This is a genomic window from Micromonospora sp. MH33, assembly GCF_003013775.1.
GTDB classification, from domain to species: Bacteria; Actinomycetota; Actinomycetes; order Mycobacteriales; family Micromonosporaceae; genus Micromonospora; species Micromonospora fulviviridis.
Map to the genome: position 1 here is coordinate 1 of NZ_MUYZ01000130.1, position 17,066 is coordinate 17,066.

The window sequence follows — 17,066 nt, forward strand, 5'->3', positions numbered from 1 at the left end:
GAGCCAGAGCGCCCGGCGGACCGCCGCCGCGATCAACGCGCCGAGCGGCGCCGCGCCCGCGCTGCCGAGCAGCCGGTCGTGCCGCCACAGGCCGAGCGCCACCGCCAGCGCCCGGCCCAGCGCCCCCAGGTCGGTGACCGTGCCGGTGGCCCGGGCGATCGCGGCGAGCGCCCGCGCCGAGTGCTCACGGAGCCCGGCAAGCGCGGTGTCGAAGAGCAGCGTGGCCAGGCCGTCCACGTCGCCGCCGAGCAGCACGACGCGCTCCTCGACCAGGGCGGTCACCGCATCGCGGACGGTCGGGCCGTATCCGCCGGCCTCGATCATCCGGGCCAGCCGGTCCGGAGCAGGGCTCGGCGACCACCGCTCGGTGAGCACCGCGTCGGCGCCCACCCGGGGGCCGCTGTCGCGCCGGTGACCGGGGACGTCCAGCAGCCGCAGGCGGTGCAGCAGGCGGCTGCGCGCCAGGTCGGCGGGGACGGTCAGGTCCAGCTCGACCACGTCGGCCGGGCCGACGCGGTGCCGGTCCAGCTCGGCGTCGACGTCGTGCACCAGCGGCGGCAGCGGCGTGTCCGGATGCAGCCGGCCGACCCGGTCGCCGCTGAGCGCGGCCACCATCTCCACCACCGCCGGGTGGGTGCCGGCGGCCAGCCGACCCCGCGACGCCCACGGCAGCGGTTGGTCGAGGGCGTCGCCGACCAGGGCGGAGACCAGCCCGTCGAGCACGTCGACCCGGCCCGGTTGGGCGTGGCCCCGCAGCCGGGCCAGCCCACCGGCCATGGTCCGGGCGGCGATCAGGTCGGCGGTGGAGACCGGCTGCCGGCGGCTCCGCAGCCGGGCCGCCACCGACTCCGTCAGGGCCTCCGCGGCCCGCTGCGGGCCGTCCTCCCAGACCCGCTGGTAGTAGCCCGGGGAGGGCATCCCGGACTGGTAGCCGTCGAAGGCGTCCAGCCGCTTGAACGAGTACGGCACCAGATAGCTGCCGGCCACCGCGTCGGGCTCCGGCTCCGGCACCGCCGGCCAGCCCTCGTCGTCTGGTCCGGCGGCCACCAGCCGCACCAGGGCCGGGCGGTGGAACCCGCCGGTGACCACCAGCACCGGCCGGCCACCGGCGCGGGCCCGGGCCGCCCGCACCCAACGGGCCATGTATGCCTCCCGGGCCGTGTCGTCCTCGCCCGCCGCCGACTCGCCGCGCAGCAGGTCGAAGTACGCGTCCAGCCGCTCCGCGAGCCCGTCGTCGGGGCCGATCTCGAACAGGTGGTCCCAGAGCGCGTCCACGTTGTCCACCGCCAGGGTGGCGCAGAGCCGCCGCACCGCCTCGGCGTACCGCTGGTCGGCGTCGGCGTACCGGTTGGCGCGACGGGCGAACGCCGGGTGCCAGGCGGGCAGGTCGATGAAGCGGACCTCCGCCCCGGCGGCCCGCCCGGCGGTCATCGCCACCCACTCCGGGGAGTACGCGCAGAAGGGGCTCCACGACGCGTGTCGCCGGCCGGCGTCCCGGTACGCGGTGAACACCGCGATCGGCAGCTCGTGGTCGAGCAGCAGCTCGTCCAGCCGCCCGTTGAGGTCGGCCGGCCCCTCCACCAGCACGTACGCCGGGCGCAGCGCGGTCACGGTGGCCGCCACCAGCCGGGCGCAGGCCGGGCTGTGGTGACGGACCCCGAGGAAGGTGACGCCGTCCGGCGCGTCGCCCGCCATCAGCCGGGCAGCAGGTGCCGGGCGTCGTGCAACGCCTGCCACTGCGCGCCCGAGCGCCGGGACACCTGCTGCTCCAGGTAGCGGCGCAGCCGGGCCAGGTCCTCCGCGTCGTCCTTGGCGGCGGTGCCGGCCAGGCAGGCCACCACGTCGGCGGCGTCGCCGGCCTCACCGCGCAGGAACCAGCCGCGCAGCCCGACGGCGTGCGCCACCGAGACGGCCTCCGCGGTGCTCATCACCGACGACAGGCGCTCCATCGCGTCGCCCCGCTCGGTGACCCCGGTACGCAGTTCGCGGAACGTGGTGACCAGCACCTCCAGCAGGTCGCGGCGCGGCGGCACGGTCACCCCGGAACGGCGCAGCAGCTCACCGGCCTCCGCCTCGACCAGTTCCAGCTCGGTGGCCAGGTCGGGGATCGGGAAGACCGTCTCGAAGTTGAAACGCCGCTTCAGCGCGGCGCTCATCTCGTTGACGCCACGGTCCCGGGTGTTCGCGGTGGCGATCACGTTGAACCCCTCGCGGGCGAACACCATCGCGTCGCTGCCCGGCAGCTCCGGGACGGCGAGCACCCGGTCCGACAGCGGGGAGAGCAGGCAGTCCTGCACCTCCAGCGGGCAGCGGGTGATCTCCTCGAAGCGGACCACCCGGCCCTGCGCCATGCCGCGCAGCAGCGGCGCCGGCACCAGCGCCCGCGGCGACGGGCCGTCGGCCACCAGCAGGGCGTAGTTCCAGGAGTAGCGGATCTGGTCCTCGGTGGTGGCGGCGCCGCCCTGGATGGTGAGCGTGGAGTCGCCGCTGATCGCGGCCGCCAGCAGCTCGGACAGCAGCGACTTCGCGGTGCCCGGCTCGCCGACCAGCATCAGCCCACGACTGGTGGCCAGCGCCACCAGGGCCCGGTCGATCAGCGACGGGTCGCCGACGAACTTGCGCCGGATCCCGGCGGCGGGATCGCCGAGGATGAACCGGCGGGCGGCCCGCAGGCTCAGCGCCCAGCCCGGCGGGCGGGGATCGCCGTCGTCGGCGGCCAGCTTCGCCAGCTCGTCGGCGTAACGCACCTCGGCCGGGGGCCGCTGGGCCCGCTCGGCGGTGGGGTCGAGCGCGGTCACCGGGTCACCTCCGCCAGGTCGCGCAGCACCTCGGAGACGGTGACGTCGTCCAGGTCGCCGAAGCGGACCCTGCCGTCGCGGCCGTACCAGTCGCCCTCGGGGCGGTCGTTGACCCAGATCGCGTTGAGCTTCTGGTCCGGGAACATGTCCACCACGCCGACGGCGATGCCCGGATCGAGGTCGATCACCAGCGCGCGACCGCCGGGCAGTTCCCGTTCCAGCCAGCCCTGCACGCCCGCGTCCTGGGGCGCGCCGCGCCGCCACCCCCGCCGTTCCAGGCTGAGCAGCCGGCCGGCCGGCACCGCGACACCCATGTGCCGGTGCAGCAGCCGCTCGTCCCGCTCGGCCTCGGTGAGCCGGTGCACCTCGCGGCCGAGCTGGGCGAAGGGCTGGAGGATCTCGTAGTCGGCGAAGAGCTCCGCCCAGGCCGGCACGGCGGCGCCGAGGTGCAGCGGGTGCGCGATCGTGACGACCGCGTCGTCCGGCGGCACGTACGTCTCGTCGTCGACGTCGGCAAGGGTGCGGTCCTCGGCGACCCGGAACGCGGTGACCACCGCGCCGGAGGAGTCCACGGTCGCCCAGACCAGCCGCCGGACGACGTGCCAGAGCAGCGGGTGCTCCAGGAAGTAGCGGCGGAAGTCGGCCGCCGGCCAGCGCCGCCCGGCCACCATCGCCGCCTCGAAGCGGCGGATCTGGTCGGCGGCGAGGGTACGGACGTCCTTCTTCAACCCGACGAACCGCTGGTACGCGACCGGCGCGAGCGCCTGGTCGTCCCGGACGCCCGGCTTGGGCAGATCCTTGCGGCGGGCTCCGGCACCGTCCACCACGTACGGCTTGAGCTGCTCGTCGAAGCCCACGGTGAACCGGCGCGGGCCGTAGTCGAGGACCAGGCTGCCGTCGGCGTCGAGCCCCAGGTCGGGCACCAGGCGGTCGCCGAGCTGCTCGGAGTCCAGCCCCAGCCCGGCGGCGACCTCGGTGACCTTCTGCGCCGCCCGCTCCCGCAGCCCACGGAACTTCACCTTCTGCGAGATGCCGTACAGGTGCATCAGCGCCACGTCGGAGCCGATGGCGGCGAGCACCTCCAGGCCGGTGACCGCCCGGGCGTGCCCGCCCTCGCCGGGCCAGGCCCGGATCAGCGGGGCGAGCCGGCGGGCGGTGCCGTCGTCGCCGATCAGGCCGAGCGCCGTGAACGCCCAGCTCTCCTTCGACGGGGCGCCGGCCGCCTGCCAGCGCTCGAAGAGCGCCCAGGCGAACTCGGCCAGCGAGAGCGGGTCGCACGCCTCGCGGGCGAGCTCCACCCCCGGGTAGGCCTCCCCGGGCTTGGAGAGGGCGAGCATGGTGCAGAGGTGACGCAGCGCGTCGACGGGCAGCGCCGCCGAGCGGTCACGCAGCAGCACCGGCGGCAGCAGCACCGGGTCCAGCCACTGCGGCAGGGCCGGCATCCGGGCGGGGAGCTGCTCCAGCGGGTCGGCGTCGAGCACCGCCGTCGCCGCGGCCAGGGCCTCCTCGCCGTACTCGCGGGCCGCGCCGAGGACCAGGTCCCGGTGCTCCCCGGCGACCAGGCGCAGGGCCCGTTCGGCGGCGCGCCGGCGTGGCCCGGGCTCGCCGAGCGCGGCCGGCAGCAGCGCCCGCGCGGCGACGGCCGGGTGCCGCCGGAACCAGGCCAGGGCGGTCGACCGGACCGACTTGAGCCGGTCGAACCAGTCGGCCATCAGCTCGGCGACGTCGCCGCCGGCGACCGGCAGCAGCACCTCGCCCGCGCTCTGCGGCGTCGAGCGGGCCAGGTGCAGCGCGGCCGGGACCGCGTCGAGCTCGTACCGGCCGATCAGGCGGCGCAGCCACTGGTCGGCGCACCAGCTCTCCGTCGGCCGCCACGCGGGCAGCAACGGCCGGGCCAGTTCCTCGGTGGCCCGGACGAAGAAGTGGACGCCCTCGTAGTCCCCGGCCGTCCCGGCGGCCACCCGGGCGGCGAGAACCGTCAGGTCGTCACCGCGCCAGTAGCCCGCCCAGCCCGGCACGATCGCCGCCCAGCGCTCCCGCTCGCCCGGCTGCCAGGCCAGGGCGGTGCCGTCGGGGCGGATCAGTCCGGTCACCAGCGGGGACGCCGCCCGTCGGCGCTTCACCAGCCAGGGCGGGCTGACCAGCACCGGTGGCAGCCGGTCCGGCTCCGCGACCGGGACGGCCGCGTCCTCGCCGGTGACCCGCTCGACCCGCTCCCGCTCCGCCGGGTCGAGCCCGGGCAGCGCGACCTCGACCGCGGTCGGGTTGGTCAGCACGTGCCCGCGCAGCAGCGCGGCAGCCTCCCGACCGGCCGCGGTGCGCTCGCCGGCCGCCCGGGCCAGCAGGCGTACCCCGCGCACCGGGAAGCGGCGGAGCATGTCCAGCACCCCGGCCGGCACATACTTGCGGTCGAGGCGGGCCAGCAGCAGCGTCATCGCCTCGTCGGTGGGCAGCGCCGCCAGGAGCGACACCAGCCGCTGCTGCCCCTCGGCGGCGATGCCCTCGTGGTCGAACCACTCGGCCAGCAGCGGCGCGATCGCCGGGCCGATCGTGGCGGCGCCGGTGACCACCACGGCCGGGTCGTACAGGAGCGAGTAGACGGAGAGGTGACCGACGAGGGTGGCGAACCGCTCGGCGTCGTCGACCGCGCAGAGCAGCAGCTCGACCAGCAGCCAGTCGGGGCTCCGGTCCGCGGCGGTCACGTCGTCGGTGACCCAGTCCCGCTCGGTCGGCAGGAGGAAGGAGGTGACCACCCGCGCCGGCAGCGGCCCGGACCGGTACCCGGCCAGGGCGGTGCGGGCGGCGGCGTACTCCTCGTCGGTGGCGGCCGCGAGCTGGGCGCGGACCCGGCGCAGCACGTCCAGCCGGAGGTTCCGGTAGCCCCACTCGGTCTTGTCGGTGCGCGCTCGGCGCAGCCCGCTGGTGCCGCCGTTGCCCGCGCCGACGGTGACGGTGGCCTGCTCGGCCAGGGCCGTCGCCGCAGCGGCCACCACGAGCGCGGCCGCGCCCAGCGGGGTCGGTTCACCGGCCAGGTACGCCCGCAGCGCAGCGGAGAGCTCCGGGTCCTCGGCGTCCCGGGCCACCGCCGCCAGCTCGGTGGCGATCGGTGCCAGCACCTTCTGCCCGGCGGCACGTGCCTTGGCGGCGCTCGGCAGGGCCGGCCCGGTCGCACCGCCGCGGCGCGGGACCAGCAGCCGCCGCCACCCGGCGGGCACCACGAAGGTCTCCTCGTCCGGCAGCTCACCGGCGGCCGGCTCGCCCGCCTCGTCAGCGGGGGACGGGGCAGCGGCGGCGGTGCCGGACTCGACGTACCCCTTGCGGAGCTTCTCGGCGACCAGCCGGTCGGCGTGCGCGGCGGCCTCGGCGGCGGTGCCGAACTCCTTGGCCTGGGTGCGCCCCTCGGCGCCGGTCCGTCCGTAGCGGACGGTCACCGTGCTGCCGTTCTGGTCCACCTCCCAGAACTTGGCCGCGTTGCCGCTGACGAAGTCGAATCTGCGCACGCCGTCTCCTTGATCACCCGCGATGTGCGGGGACCATAACCGGCCCCACCGACAGCGGGGCGGACGGAGGTCAGGTGATGAGCAGAACCCCGACGATGATCAGCGGCACCGAGACGAAGAGGAAGATGCCGACGCCGGTGAGCACCCGCCCTCCACCGCCGTCCTCCCGCTCCGGAGCCAGGCCGAAGGTGGACCGGGCCGGCAGCATGCCGATCCGGCTCAGGGTCAGGTCACCGGTCATCCCGATCACCGCGCCGACCAGCATGAACGCCACGCCCAGCCGGTGGACGAAGTCGCCGCCGCTGAGCGCGACCCAGACGCCCACCGCGATCCCGATCGTCACCACCGCGATCAGGAAGAGCACCAGCGCCTCCCGCAGACCCCTGATGACCGTCGCCATGCGTCGCCTCCCCGGCCACCGGGCCCACCCCGGTACGCCGGACGACATTCTGCCCGGTCGATGCCACGCCGCGCCGCCCGATCCGGCCCCGGACACGCCGGTGGCCGGGTGGGTGCACACCCACCCGGCCACCGGGGTACGGTCAGCCGTTCTCCTTCTGGAGCCGGTCCATGAGCATCTTCTTGCCCTGGTCGCTGGCCTTGCGGTTGTTCTCCTGAATCTTGCGGAACCAGGTGGCGAGCTCTTTGTCGCCCCGGTCCTCCGCGTCGGCGATGTACGTCTCCATCTGCCAGATGTGCTGGAGTGACATCTGCACCGCGTGGATCAGGTCGTAGTTCTTGTCCTTCACCGGGCTCATCGGCTCTCGGACCATCATCGCCACGGCACACCTCCCCCTGTGTCGGCTTCCGGTCAGCCGACCGCGCTTACCCGCCCTGCCGCCGTTCACGCCCCCGGACCCGCCGGACCGCCGCCGACCGGACGGTTACCCGCCGGACGGCCCGGGTACCGGAGGCCGCATGGCGGAACTGGCAGCCCTCTGGATCGTCCGGCACGGCGAGAGCACGGCGAACGTCGCGGCCACGGCGGCCGAGGCGACCGGCGCCGAGCTGATCGACCTGACCCACCGGGACGCGGACGTGCCGCTGTCGCCCACCGGCGAGGAGCAGGCCCGGGCGACCGGCCGGTGGCTGGCCGGCCTGCCCGAGGGGCGGCGGCCGGACGTGGCGGTGGTGTCGCCGTACCTGCGGGCCGTGCGGACCGCCGAGCTGGCCCTCGCCGGCACCGGGGTGCCGGCGAGCCGGGACGAGCGGCTGCGCGACCGCGAGCTGGGCATCCTCGACGGGCTGACCGGCCACGGCGTCCGGCAGCGCTATCCCGACGAGGCGGCGCGCCGGGCGCGGCTCGGCAAGTTCTACTACCGCCCGCCCGGCGGCGAGTCGTGGACCGACGTGGCGCTGCGGCTGCGCACCCTCCTCGGCGACCTGCGCCGGGACCACGCCGGTGGCCGGGTGCTGCTGTTCGGCCACGACGCGCTGGTCTTCCTGCTGCGCTACCTGGTGGAGGGGCTCACCGAGGCGGAGCTGATGGCACTCACCCGGGAGCACGTCATCGCCAACTGCTCGGTCACCGGCTGGTCGGCCGACGCCACCGGCCGGCTGACCCCGGACGTGTTCAACGACGTGGCCCACCTGCACCGGCAGGGGGCGCGGCCGACCAGGGAGGACGAGGTCCATGCCGAGCCGGTCTGAGGTCATCACCCCCGCGCTGCTGCGGGACTGGGCGCTGCCGGTGCCGACCGGCGGCAAGGAGGCCCGCGGCACGGTGCTGGTGGTCGGCGGGTCCCGGTTCACCCCCGGCGCGGTGCTGCTCGCCGGGGTCGCCGCCCTGCGCGCCGGCGCCGGCGTGCTGCAACTGGCCGCCGCCGAGTCCACCGCCGCCGCGCTCAGCATCCAGGTGCCCGAGGCGCTGGTGGTCGGCCTGCCGGAGACCGCCGACGGTGCGGTCCAGGGTGACCCGGGCGACCTGCTCGGCGGCCTGGTCGCCGAGGCGGACGTGGTGGCGCTCGGCCCGGGCCTGAAGGACATCGACGCCACCCGGGCAGTGCTGCACGTGGTCCTCGACGCGGCCGGCCCGGAAACCTCGCTGGTGCTCGACGCGTACGCCCTCGGCGCGCTCAGCCACGAGCCGGACCTGCTGGTCGGCTCGGGGCGCAGGGTGGTCCTCACCCCCAACCTCACCGAGGCCCGGCACCTCCTGGACCGGAAGCCCGGCGACGACCTCGACGCCGAGGCGGTCGAGCTGGCCCACCGGTACGACGCCGTGGTCTCCCTCTACGGCCACATCGCCACCCCCGACGGGCGGGCCTGGCGGGAGGAGAGCGGTGACGCGGGCCTGGGCACCTCGGGCAGCGGCGACGTCCGGGCCGGGCTGCTCGCCGGGCTGCTCTCCCGGGGCGCCGAGCCCGCGCAGGCGGCCTGCTGGGCGGCGTTCGCCCACGCGGTCAGCGGGCAACGCCTGGTCCCCCGGTACGGGCGGATCGGTTTCCTCGCCCGCGAGCTGCTCGACGAGATTCCCTACACGTTGGCCACCGTCTGACGGTTGTTGTTCGTCCGTTCGGATGTGTGTAACACCACACCGGCTACCTACGCTGATCCCTCGAAGGCGAGCAGCCTGCTCGTTTTCCGCCGGCCCCTCCCCGCCAGGGAGTGGGTCCGGCCGGATCGGCACCCTGGGAGTCTGTGTGAAGAACCTCCGTCGCAAGACACTGGCCGCCGCGTCCGCGGCGACGCTCGGCGTCGGCCTCGCCCTCACCGGCGGGCTGGCACCGGCGGCGGCCGCCGGACCGGACACCTCGTATCTGGTCCTCGCCCCGCAGGGCGCCAACACCAGCAAGGCCGCCGCCCGCGTGGCGGCCGCCAAGGGCACCGTCGTGGCCACCTACGACCAGATCGGCGTGCTCGTCGTCCGCTCGACCAACCCGGACTTCGCCACGCAGGTGGCGGGCGCGGGCGTCGAGTCGGTCGCGTCCACCGCCGGCCTGGGCACCGCCCTCGACGAGGGCGAGACCGTCGAGGTCTCCGCGGCCGACGTCGCCAGCGCCACCGGCGACCCGACCAAGGAGCCGCTCTACGGCCAGCAGTGGGACATGAACATGATCCACGTCCCGCAGGCCCACGCGGTCAACAACGGCAGCGCGAACGTCGTCGTCGGCGTGCTGGACAGCGGCATCTCCAGCACCCACCCGGACCTGGCGACCCAGATCGCCAAGGACAAGAGCACGTCCTGCATCGGCGGTGTCGTCGACACCACCGAGGCGGCGTGGAACCCGACCAACAGCGACCACGGCACCCACGTGGCCGGCACCATCGCCGCCGCCGTCAACGGCGTCGGCGTGACCGGCATCGCGCCGGGCGTCAAGGTCGCCGCCGTCAAGGTGGTCAACAACGACGGTTACATCTACCCGGAGGCCGCGGTCTGCGGGTTCCTCTGGGCCGCCGACCACGGGATGCAGCTGACCAACAACAGCTACTACATCGACCCGTGGGAGCTGAACTGCCGCAACGACGCGCGCCAGCGTCCGGTGTGGCAGGCCGTGCAGCGGGCCATCCGCTACTCGCAGTCCAAGGGCGTGCTCAACGTGGCGTCCGCGGGCAACTCCAACTACGACCTGGCGCACAAGATCACCGACACCGGCAGCCCGAACAACGGGACGCCGGAGGAGCGCGTGAACCTCACCAACGCCTGCCTCGACCTGCCGGCCGAGGCGCCGGGCGTGGTGACCGTCGGTGCGGTGGGCCCGACCGGGGCGAAGAGCTACTACTCCTCCTACGGCCAGGGTGTCATCGACGTGACGGCGCCGGGTGGCGACACCCGGTACCGGACCCAGGGTGTGCGGTCGACCTCGACCGACGGCATCCTGTCGACCACCTTCAACACCGTCACCCGGACCAACGGGTGGGGGTACAAGCAGGGCACGTCGATGTCCGGCCCGCACGTCACCGGCGTCGCGGCGCTGGCGCTGTCGGCGCACCCGGGGATGACCCCGGGCCAGCTGTCGTCGTTCCTGGAGCGCACGGCGGTCGCGAAGTCCTGCCCGGAGGGCGTCTACAACCCGGTGCCGCTGATCTCGGCGACCAACCCGCACCTGTACGACGCGACCTGCTCCGGCGGCGCGCGTAACGGGTTCTACGGCGCCGGCATGGTCGACGCGTACAACGTGGTCAAGTAGCGGTAGCACCAACGGTGGGGCCCGGCGACGTGTCGCCGGGCCCCATTCGTTTGTCCTGGTCGGGACGGGGGTAGGGGGGCGACATCAACCGACTCTAGGAGGTACCCCGGTGTCCACCGATGCGATCGTCCTGCTCAAGGAGGACCACAAGGAGATGCGCCGCCTGTTCAAGACCTTCCAGGACGCCGAGGAGGGGCCGGCGAGCGAGCGGCAGAAGTTGGTGAAGCAGATCCTCGAGGCGTTGACGGTGCACACCTACCTCGAGAACGAGGTGATGTACCCGGAGGTCCGCAAGCTCGTGCCCGACGTCGAGGACGACATCCTGGAGTCGTACGAGGAGCACCACGTCGCCGACGTGCTCTGCTTCGAGCTCTTCACCATGGACGCGGACGACGAGCGCTACAACGCCAAGACGACGGTGCTCATCGAGAACGTGCTGCACCACGTCGAGGAGGAGGAGCAGGAGTGGTTCCCCAAGGTCCGCGAGGCGCTCGGCCGTAACCAGCTTCAGGAGATCGGCCAGCGCATGATCGACCTGCGCCCGAAGGCGCCGAAGACGCCGGCCGCCCCGAAGGCGCTGAAGAAGTCGCTGGACGCCGTCATCGCCTGATCCGGCACGACGTGACGGCGGGACCCGGCCTCGGCCGGGTCCCGCCGTCGTTGCCGCCGCTCAACTTCCCGACCCCGGCTCGGCCATCTTCCGGTGCCGCTCCGCCTTCAGCCGGTCCGGGACGATCTTGCCCGCCGCGGGTTCTGCCCAGCCCCGGACGGCCCAACCCCGCCGGCGCGCGGCGGAGGTGCGCCCGTCCGGCCCCGACGCAACCCGGTAGGATCGGCGCGGGCCGTGACTGGCGCGTGGGGATGGAGAACCATCGGGGAGCGGCCCCGTCATGAGGACGCCTGCCGAGCGCCTGGGCCTTCCGCACGTCACCAGGAGGTTCCATGTCGCTGAACGCCGAATCCACCGCCTTCCGCAGCGCGCTGGAGGTGATCCGGGCCGTCGAGCCGCGGGTGGCGGACGCCATCGGGGCCGAACTGGCCGACCAGCGCGAATCGCTCAAGCTCATCGCCAGCGAGAACTACGCCTCCCCGGCCACCCTGCTGGCCATGGGCAACTGGTTCAGCGACAAGTACGCCGAGGGCACCGTCGGCCGCCGCTTCTACGCCGGCTGCCAGAACGTCGACACCGTCGAGGCGCTCGCCGCGGAGCACGCCCGGGAGCTGTTCGGCGCGGCCCACGCGTACGTGCAGCCGCACTCCGGCATCGACGCCAACCTCGTCGCCTTCTGGGCCATCCTGGCCGACCGGGTCGAGTCCCCGGCGCTCAAGAAGGCCCAGGTACGCCAGGTCAACGACCTCACCGAGGCGGACTGGTTCGCGCTGCGCCGCGAGCTGGGCAACCAGCGGATGCTCGGCATGTCGCTGGACGCCGGCGGCCACCTCACCCACGGCTTCCGGCCGAACATCTCCGGCAAGATGTTCGACCAGCGCAGCTACGGCACCGACCCGGCCACCGGCCTGGTCGACTACGACAAGGTCGCCGAGGCGGCCCGCGAGTTCAAGCCGCTGATCCTGGTCGCCGGCTACTCGGCGTACCCCCGGAAGGTCAACTTCCGGATCATGCGGGAGATCGCCGACTCCGTCGGCGCCACCTTCATGGTCGACATGGCGCACTTCGCCGGCCTGGTCGCCGGCAAGGTCTTCACCGGCGACTTCGACCCGGTGCCGCACGCGCACATCGTCACCACCACCACCCACAAGTCGCTGCGCGGCCCGCGCGGCGGCATGGTGCTCTGCGGCCCGGAGCTGGCCGACCAGGTCGACCGGGGCTGCCCCATGGTGCTCGGCGGCCCGTTGCCGCACGTGATGGCCGCCAAGGCCGTCGCCCTGGCCGAGGCCCGCCGCCCCGACTTCGCCGGCTACGCGCAGCGGATCGTGGACAACGCCCAGGCGCTGGCCGAGGGGCTGCTGCGCCGGGGCGCGAAGCTGGTCACCGGCGGCACCGACAACCACCTGGTGCTCATCGACGTCTCCGGGTACGGCCTCACCGGCCGGCAGGCCGAGCAGGCGCTGCTCGACTCCGGCATCGTGACCAACCGCAACGCCGTCCCGCAGGACCCGAACGGCGCCTGGTACACCTCCGGCATCCGGATCGGCACCCCGGCGCTGACCACCCGCGGGCTGGGCGCCAACGAGATGGACACCACCGCCGAGCTGATGCACACCGTGCTCAGCCAGACCACCCCGGGCGCGAACGCCGACGGCACCCCGTCCAAGGCCAAGTACGTCCTGGACCCGGCCCTGGCCGAGACGGTGAGCAAGCAGGCCAGCGACCTGCTCACCGGCTTCCCCCTCTACCCCGCCGTCGACCTGGGCTGACCCAAGCCGCCTTCTCCCCGACGCCCCGCCCGGCCCCCGGCCGAGCGGGGCGTCCCCGTTTTCATGATCACCGGGCCCGGCAGGGCCGGGCGGGGCGGGGTCGGGCGGGGGTGGGGCGGTCAGGGGGTGCGGTGGCGCATGTGGTGGAGGCGGTGGAGGACGTTGGTGCCGCCGCGGCCGAAGTGGTCGTGCAGGGCGCGGTACTCGGCGTACAGCTCGTCGTAGGCGGCGGCGCGGGCCGGGTCCGGGTGCCAGGTCTCGCGGCGGGAGGCGCCCATGGCCGCCGACGCGGTCTCCACGTCCGGGTAGGCGCCGGCGGCCACCGCCGCGTGGATGGCCGCGCCCAGCGCCGCCGGGTGCGCGGCGTCCAGCACGTGCAGCGGGCGGCGCAGCACGTCGGCGTAGATGCGCAGCAGCAGCCGGTTGGCGGTGAGCCCGCCGGCGGCGGTCAGCTCGTTGACGGGTACGCCGGCGGCCTCGAACGCCTCGATCACGGTGCGGGCGCCGAACGCGGTCGCCTCCAGGAGTGCGCGCCAGATCTCCTCGGGCCGGGTGGCCAGGGTGAGCCCGACCAGCACCCCGCTCAGCTCGTGGTCCATGAGCACCGACCGGTTGCCGCTGTGCCAGTCCAGCGCGAGCAGCCCGTGCCCGCCCACCGGCTGGTCGGCGGCGAGCGAGTCGAGCAGGTCCTGCACGGACACGCCGCGGCGGGCGGCCTCCTCGGCGTACGACGCGGGCAGCGCGCGTTCGACGTACCAGGCGAAGATGTCGCCGACGCCGCTCTGGCCGGCCTCGTAGCCCCACCGGCCGGCGGTGACGCCGCCCTCGACGACGCCGCAGACGCCGGGCACCTCGTGGCAGGTCTCCGCGTTCATGATCAGGCAGGTGGAGGTGCCGAGCACGGCGAGCATCCGGCCGGGCGCGACCGACCTGGCCGCCGCCGCGGTGACGTGCGCGTCGATGGCCCCGGCGGCCACCGCGATGCCGGCGGGCAGAGCCGTCCAGCCGGCCGCCTCGACGGTCAGCCCGCCGGCCCGGGCGCCCGGCGGCAGCAGCGGCCCGTCGACCTTGGGCAGCAGGTCCGGCAGGCCCGGATGCAGGGCGGCGAGGAAATCCGGGGTCGGGTAGCGGCCGTCCTGCCGGAGCCCCTTGAAGCCGGCGGCCGAGGCGTTGCGGCTCTCGCGGCCGCAGAGCCGCCGGACCAGCCAGTCGGCGGTCTCGACCCAGCGGTCGGCGCGGCGGAAGACCTCCGGGTCCTCCTCCAGCAGCTCCAGTGCCTTGGCGAGCTGCCACTCGGCGGAGACCCGCCCGCCGTACCGGGCCAGCCAGGGCTCGCCGCGGTCGGCAGCGAGGGCGTTGATCCGGTCGGCCTGCCGCTGCGCCGAGTGGTGCTTCCAGAGCTTCGGCCAGGCGTGGGGCCGGTCCCGGAACTCCGGCAGCTCGGCGAGCGGGGTGCCGTCGGCGCGGGTGGGCAGCACCGTGCAGGAGGTGGCGTCGAGGCCGACGCCGACCACCTCGGCCGGGTCGATCCCGGCGGCGCGGACGGCGGCGGGCACGGCGGTGCGCAGCACCTCGACGTGGTCGGCCGGGTCCTGGAGCGCCCAGCCGGGCGGCAGCGCCGGCCCGCCGGGCAGCCGCTCGGTGATCACCCCGTGCCGGTACGCGTGCACCGCGCTGCCCCGCTCGGCGCCGTCGGCCACGTCGACCACCACGGCCCGCCCGGAGAGCGTGCCGAAGTCCACCCCGACGACGTACCGGCCCACCCGCTGCTCCTCCCCTGACCTGGGAGGATCAACCTAGCCGGTCAGCGCAGGGGGCGCTTGAGGTGGTATCGGTGCACCTCGGTGCTGCCCTGCACGTTGTTCACGTCCTCGGCGGCGGAGACCAGCTCCCAGCCTTCCCGACCGACCCGGTTGAGGTGCGCGATCGCGGTGTCGCCGTACGCGGTCACGTCGGTGCGCGAACCGTCCGGGCCGTACCAGACGAACGAGACGTGGAAATTGCGGCCCTGCCCCTGATAGCGGCGGACCAGCAACGCGTACTCCCAGGCAACCATCCGTCCATTATCAACGGTGGCCCGCCCGCCCGGGAACACGGGTGGTGGCGGAACGGCGACGGTGCGGTGTCAGGCCGGGACGGGCAGGGCGGTCAGCTGGGCCCGGGTGGGCGGATCGGCTCCCTTCCGCCCACACGTCCAGGCGGCCACTCGTGCGGCGTCCCGGAGCACGGCGGCGATCGTGGCTGGGTCGGCGGTGTCGAGGGCGGCCCGCCGCGCGACGCCGAGCAGGTCCCGCTGGGCCAGCGCGGCCAGCAGGCCGGCGGTGAAGGCGTCCCCTGCCCCGACGGTGTCCACCACCCGCACCGGCGGGGCGTCGACCCGCACCTCGCCGTGCCGGGTACCCGCCCACGCTCCACGGTCCCCGCAGGTCACCACGACGAGGACGGCGCCCCGGTCGAGCCACTCCCGGCCGACCCGTTCGTGCCCGCGTCCCGGGTGGAGCCAGGCCAGGTCCTCCCGGCTGACCTTCACCACGTCGCTCGCCGCCACCAGTTCCTCGACCCGGCGCAGGACCGTCGCCGGCTCGCCCATGAGGGACGGCCGGCAGTTCGGGTCCAGCCGGCGGTCACGGTGGTCGCCCAGGACCCGGCCGAGATGGGGCGGGTCGCCGCCTCGCTGATCTTCCGGCGGCTGGACGGAGACCAGTGGCGACCCACCCGCCACCCGACTGGTGGTGCGCGGATCCGGCGAGATCAGGGGGCCGTACGCGCGCTGACCGCGGCGCCGACCGCGCCGGCCGACTCCTCGGTGATCAGCGCGGCGAGGCGGTCCAGGCCCAGGTCGATCTGCTCCGGGGTGACCGCGCTGACCGACAGCCGCAGCGCGTTCACCGGGGTGCCGGCGTCGTAGAAGTGCGCCATCGGGGTCCAGAGCACGCCGTACCCGCGGGCCGAGCGGTGCAGCAGCGCGTCGTCCACCGCGAACGGCACGGTGACCACCACGAAGAACCCGCCGGCCGGGACGTTCCACCGCACCGGGCCGCCGGCCGGGAAGCGGCGAGCCAGCCCGTCGACCAGGTGCCGCAGGTTGCGGGCGTACGCGGCCCGCTCCCGGACGTTGGCCGCGACCAGCGAGCAGTCGTGGGCCAGCAGCGCGCCGCCGATCACGGCCTGGCTGATCGGCGAGGTGTTCACGGTGACCATGCTCTTGATCTTCGCGAGCTGGTCGGCGAGCGGGCCGACCGTGCCGTCGGAGCCGGCCACGCGCTGGTCGGCGACCACGTAGCCGACCCGGGCGCCGGGCAGCACGGTCTTGGCGAACGAGCCGAGGTAGACCACCCGGCGGCGGGTGTCCAGCGCCTTGAGGGTGGGCAGCCGCTCGGCGTCGGCGGCCGGGAAGAGGCCGTACGGGTTGTCCTCGATCAGCAGCAGGTCCTCCCCGGCGGCCAGGTCGAGCAGCCGCCGCCGCTGGGCCAGGTCCATGCGGACCCCGGAGGGGTTGGCGAAGTCGGGCATCACGTAGCAGGCGCGCGGGCGCAGCCCCTCGGCCCGGGCGCGGTGCACCTGGTCGCGCAGGTCGGCCAGGTCGATGCCGTCCGGGCCGCCGGTGACCGGGCGCACCGGCAGGTCCACCAGGCGGGCCGCGCCGGTCAGCCCGACGTACGTGGGGGCCACGGCCAGCAGCACGTCCCGCGGCCCGGCCCGCAGCGCGCGCAGGACCAGGAACATCGCCTCCTGGCAGCCGACGGTCACCACGATCGCCTCCGGGTCGACGGTGAGCTGCTCGTCGACGGCCAGGTGGCGGGCGATCAGGTGGTGCACGATGCCCTTGGTCCGGCCGTACTGGAGCAGTGTCCGGTCAACCTGCGCCGGGCTCAGGCCGAGGTCGTCGGCGAGGTGCCGGCGGAAGGCGTCCAGGTGCTCGTGCAGCACCGCCGAGTCGAAGAACTCCTCGTACGGCCGGCCGGCGGCGAGCGACACCGCGTCCGGGTAGTGCTGCGCCACCTCGTTGAGGAAGTTCATCGAGTTCAACGCCGGGTCGTCCACGCTCGGGTGCAGGACCGTGACGGCCAGGTCCACCGGCTCCACGTCAGCCTCCGGTCCGGGTGCGCAGCTCGCGGGCGGCCGCCGGGTCGGCGCAGCCGCTGAGGATGAACGCGTCGCGCAACTCGGCGGCGAGCAGCGCCAGGGCCGCCTCGGCGCCGGCCCGCCCGCCGGCCGCCAGGGCCCAGAGAAGCGGCCGGCCGACCAGCACGCCGGCC

At 74.7% G+C, this 17,066-nt stretch carries 15 protein-coding genes and 1 riboswitch; of the genes, 5 read left to right on the forward strand and 10 right to left on the reverse strand.

Annotation, left to right across the window (positions count from 1 at the left end):
- From B0E53_RS19755 to B0E53_RS19775, 5 genes are all read right to left on the reverse strand, one after another.
- Nucleotides 1–1,695 (reverse strand): DUF5682 family protein (locus B0E53_RS19755; protein ID WP_246835498.1); only part of this gene is annotated, 1,695 nt, incomplete at its 3' end.
- Nucleotides 1,695–2,798 carry an AAA family ATPase gene (locus B0E53_RS19760; protein WP_107077427.1) on the reverse strand — a complete coding sequence of 368 codons (1,104 nt, stop codon included), beginning with the start codon at nucleotides 2,796–2,798 and terminating at the stop codon, nucleotides 1,695–1,697. The genes B0E53_RS19755 and B0E53_RS19760, both read right to left, overlap by 1 nt.
- Nucleotides 2,795–6,298 (reverse strand): DUF4132 domain-containing protein, encoded by a 3,504-nt coding sequence (locus B0E53_RS19765; RefSeq protein WP_107077428.1) that lies wholly within the window; start codon nucleotides 6,296–6,298, stop codon nucleotides 2,795–2,797. The genes B0E53_RS19760 and B0E53_RS19765 overlap by 4 nt, the downstream gene beginning before the upstream one ends.
- A 70-nt stretch (nucleotides 6,299–6,368) precedes the next feature.
- Entirely contained in the window at nucleotides 6,369–6,698 is a 330-nt protein-coding gene (locus B0E53_RS19770; protein WP_107077429.1) for a hypothetical protein, read from the reverse strand.
- Nucleotides 6,699–6,840: 142 nt separating this feature from the next.
- Nucleotides 6,841–7,074 carry a hypothetical protein gene (locus tag B0E53_RS19775; protein ID WP_246835499.1) on the reverse strand — a complete coding sequence of 78 codons (234 nt, stop codon included), beginning with the start codon at nucleotides 7,072–7,074 and terminating at the stop codon, nucleotides 6,841–6,843.
- 142 nt (nucleotides 7,075–7,216) lie between these two features.
- Here B0E53_RS19775 and B0E53_RS19780 point away from each other — a divergent pair, with 142 nt between their 5' ends.
- From B0E53_RS19780 to B0E53_RS19805, 5 genes are all read left to right on the forward strand, one after another.
- A complete protein-coding gene (locus B0E53_RS19780) occupies nucleotides 7,217–7,948 on the forward strand; it encodes a histidine phosphatase family protein (RefSeq protein ID WP_107077430.1) in 732 nt (243 codons plus the stop codon).
- Complete coding sequence (locus B0E53_RS19785) at nucleotides 7,932–8,795, forward strand: NAD(P)H-hydrate dehydratase (protein ID WP_107077431.1); 864 nt, start codon at nucleotides 7,932–7,934, stop codon at nucleotides 8,793–8,795. The genes B0E53_RS19780 and B0E53_RS19785 overlap by 17 nt, the downstream gene beginning before the upstream one ends.
- Before the next feature lie 145 nt (nucleotides 8,796–8,940).
- Nucleotides 8,941–10,428 (forward strand): S8 family serine peptidase, encoded by a 1,488-nt coding sequence (locus B0E53_RS19790; RefSeq protein WP_107077432.1) that lies wholly within the window; start codon nucleotides 8,941–8,943, stop codon nucleotides 10,426–10,428.
- 109 nt (nucleotides 10,429–10,537) lie between these two features.
- Nucleotides 10,538–11,038, forward strand: coding sequence for a hemerythrin domain-containing protein (locus tag B0E53_RS19795; protein ID WP_107077433.1), 501 nt, complete (start codon nucleotides 10,538–10,540; stop codon nucleotides 11,036–11,038).
- A gap of 224 nt (nucleotides 11,039–11,262) precedes the next feature.
- A riboswitch (ZMP/ZTP riboswitch) is annotated at nucleotides 11,263–11,352 on the forward strand.
- A gap of 18 nt (nucleotides 11,353–11,370) precedes the next feature.
- Nucleotides 11,371–12,807, forward strand: a complete 1,437-nt coding sequence (locus tag B0E53_RS19805; RefSeq protein WP_107077434.1) for a glycine hydroxymethyltransferase — start codon at nucleotides 11,371–11,373, stop codon at nucleotides 12,805–12,807.
- A gap of 119 nt (nucleotides 12,808–12,926) precedes the next feature.
- On the opposite strand, the gene B0E53_RS19810 is transcribed toward B0E53_RS19805, so the two are convergent.
- The 5 genes from B0E53_RS19810 to B0E53_RS19835 form a co-directional block, all read right to left on the reverse strand.
- On the reverse strand, nucleotides 12,927–14,570 hold the full coding sequence (locus tag B0E53_RS19810; protein WP_107077435.1) for a ribulokinase: 1,644 nt from the start codon (nucleotides 14,568–14,570) through the stop codon (nucleotides 12,927–12,929).
- Between the two features lie 41 nt (nucleotides 14,571–14,611).
- Complete coding sequence (locus tag B0E53_RS19815; protein ID WP_013286617.1) at nucleotides 14,612–14,863, reverse strand: hypothetical protein; 252 nt, start codon at nucleotides 14,861–14,863, stop codon at nucleotides 14,612–14,614.
- A gap of 69 nt (nucleotides 14,864–14,932) precedes the next feature.
- Nucleotides 14,933–15,529, reverse strand: a complete 597-nt coding sequence (locus B0E53_RS19820; RefSeq protein ID WP_168215368.1) for a PfkB family carbohydrate kinase — start codon at nucleotides 15,527–15,529, stop codon at nucleotides 14,933–14,935.
- 29 nt (nucleotides 15,530–15,558) lie between these two features.
- Nucleotides 15,559–16,893, reverse strand: coding sequence for a PLP-dependent aminotransferase family protein (locus B0E53_RS19830; RefSeq protein WP_107077437.1), 1,335 nt, complete (start codon nucleotides 16,891–16,893; stop codon nucleotides 15,559–15,561).
- A 1-nt stretch (nucleotide 16,894) separates the two neighbouring features.
- Nucleotides 16,895–17,066: alpha-hydroxy-acid oxidizing protein (locus B0E53_RS19835; RefSeq protein WP_210406142.1), on the reverse strand; the 172-nt coding region annotated here is incomplete at its 5' end.

Bases quoted from the DNA above. Each gene is read 5' to 3' on its own strand.
- B0E53_RS19805 (WP_107077434.1), top strand. From the start codon at position 11,371: ATGTCGCTGAACGCCGAATCCACCGCCTTCCGCAGCGCGCTGGAGGTG.
- B0E53_RS19815 (WP_013286617.1), bottom strand. From the start codon at position 14,863: ATGGTTGCCTGGGAGTACGCGTTGCTGGTCCGCCGCTATCAGGGGCAG.
- B0E53_RS19770 (WP_107077429.1), bottom strand. From the start codon at position 6,698: ATGGCGACGGTCATCAGGGGTCTGCGGGAGGCGCTGGTGCTCTTCCTG.
- B0E53_RS19775 (WP_246835499.1), bottom strand. From the start codon at position 7,074: ATGATGGTCCGAGAGCCGATGAGCCCGGTGAAGGACAAGAACTACGAC.
- B0E53_RS19780 (WP_107077430.1), top strand. From the start codon at position 7,217: ATGGCGGAACTGGCAGCCCTCTGGATCGTCCGGCACGGCGAGAGCACG.
- B0E53_RS19785 (WP_107077431.1), top strand. From the start codon at position 7,932: ATGCCGAGCCGGTCTGAGGTCATCACCCCCGCGCTGCTGCGGGACTGG.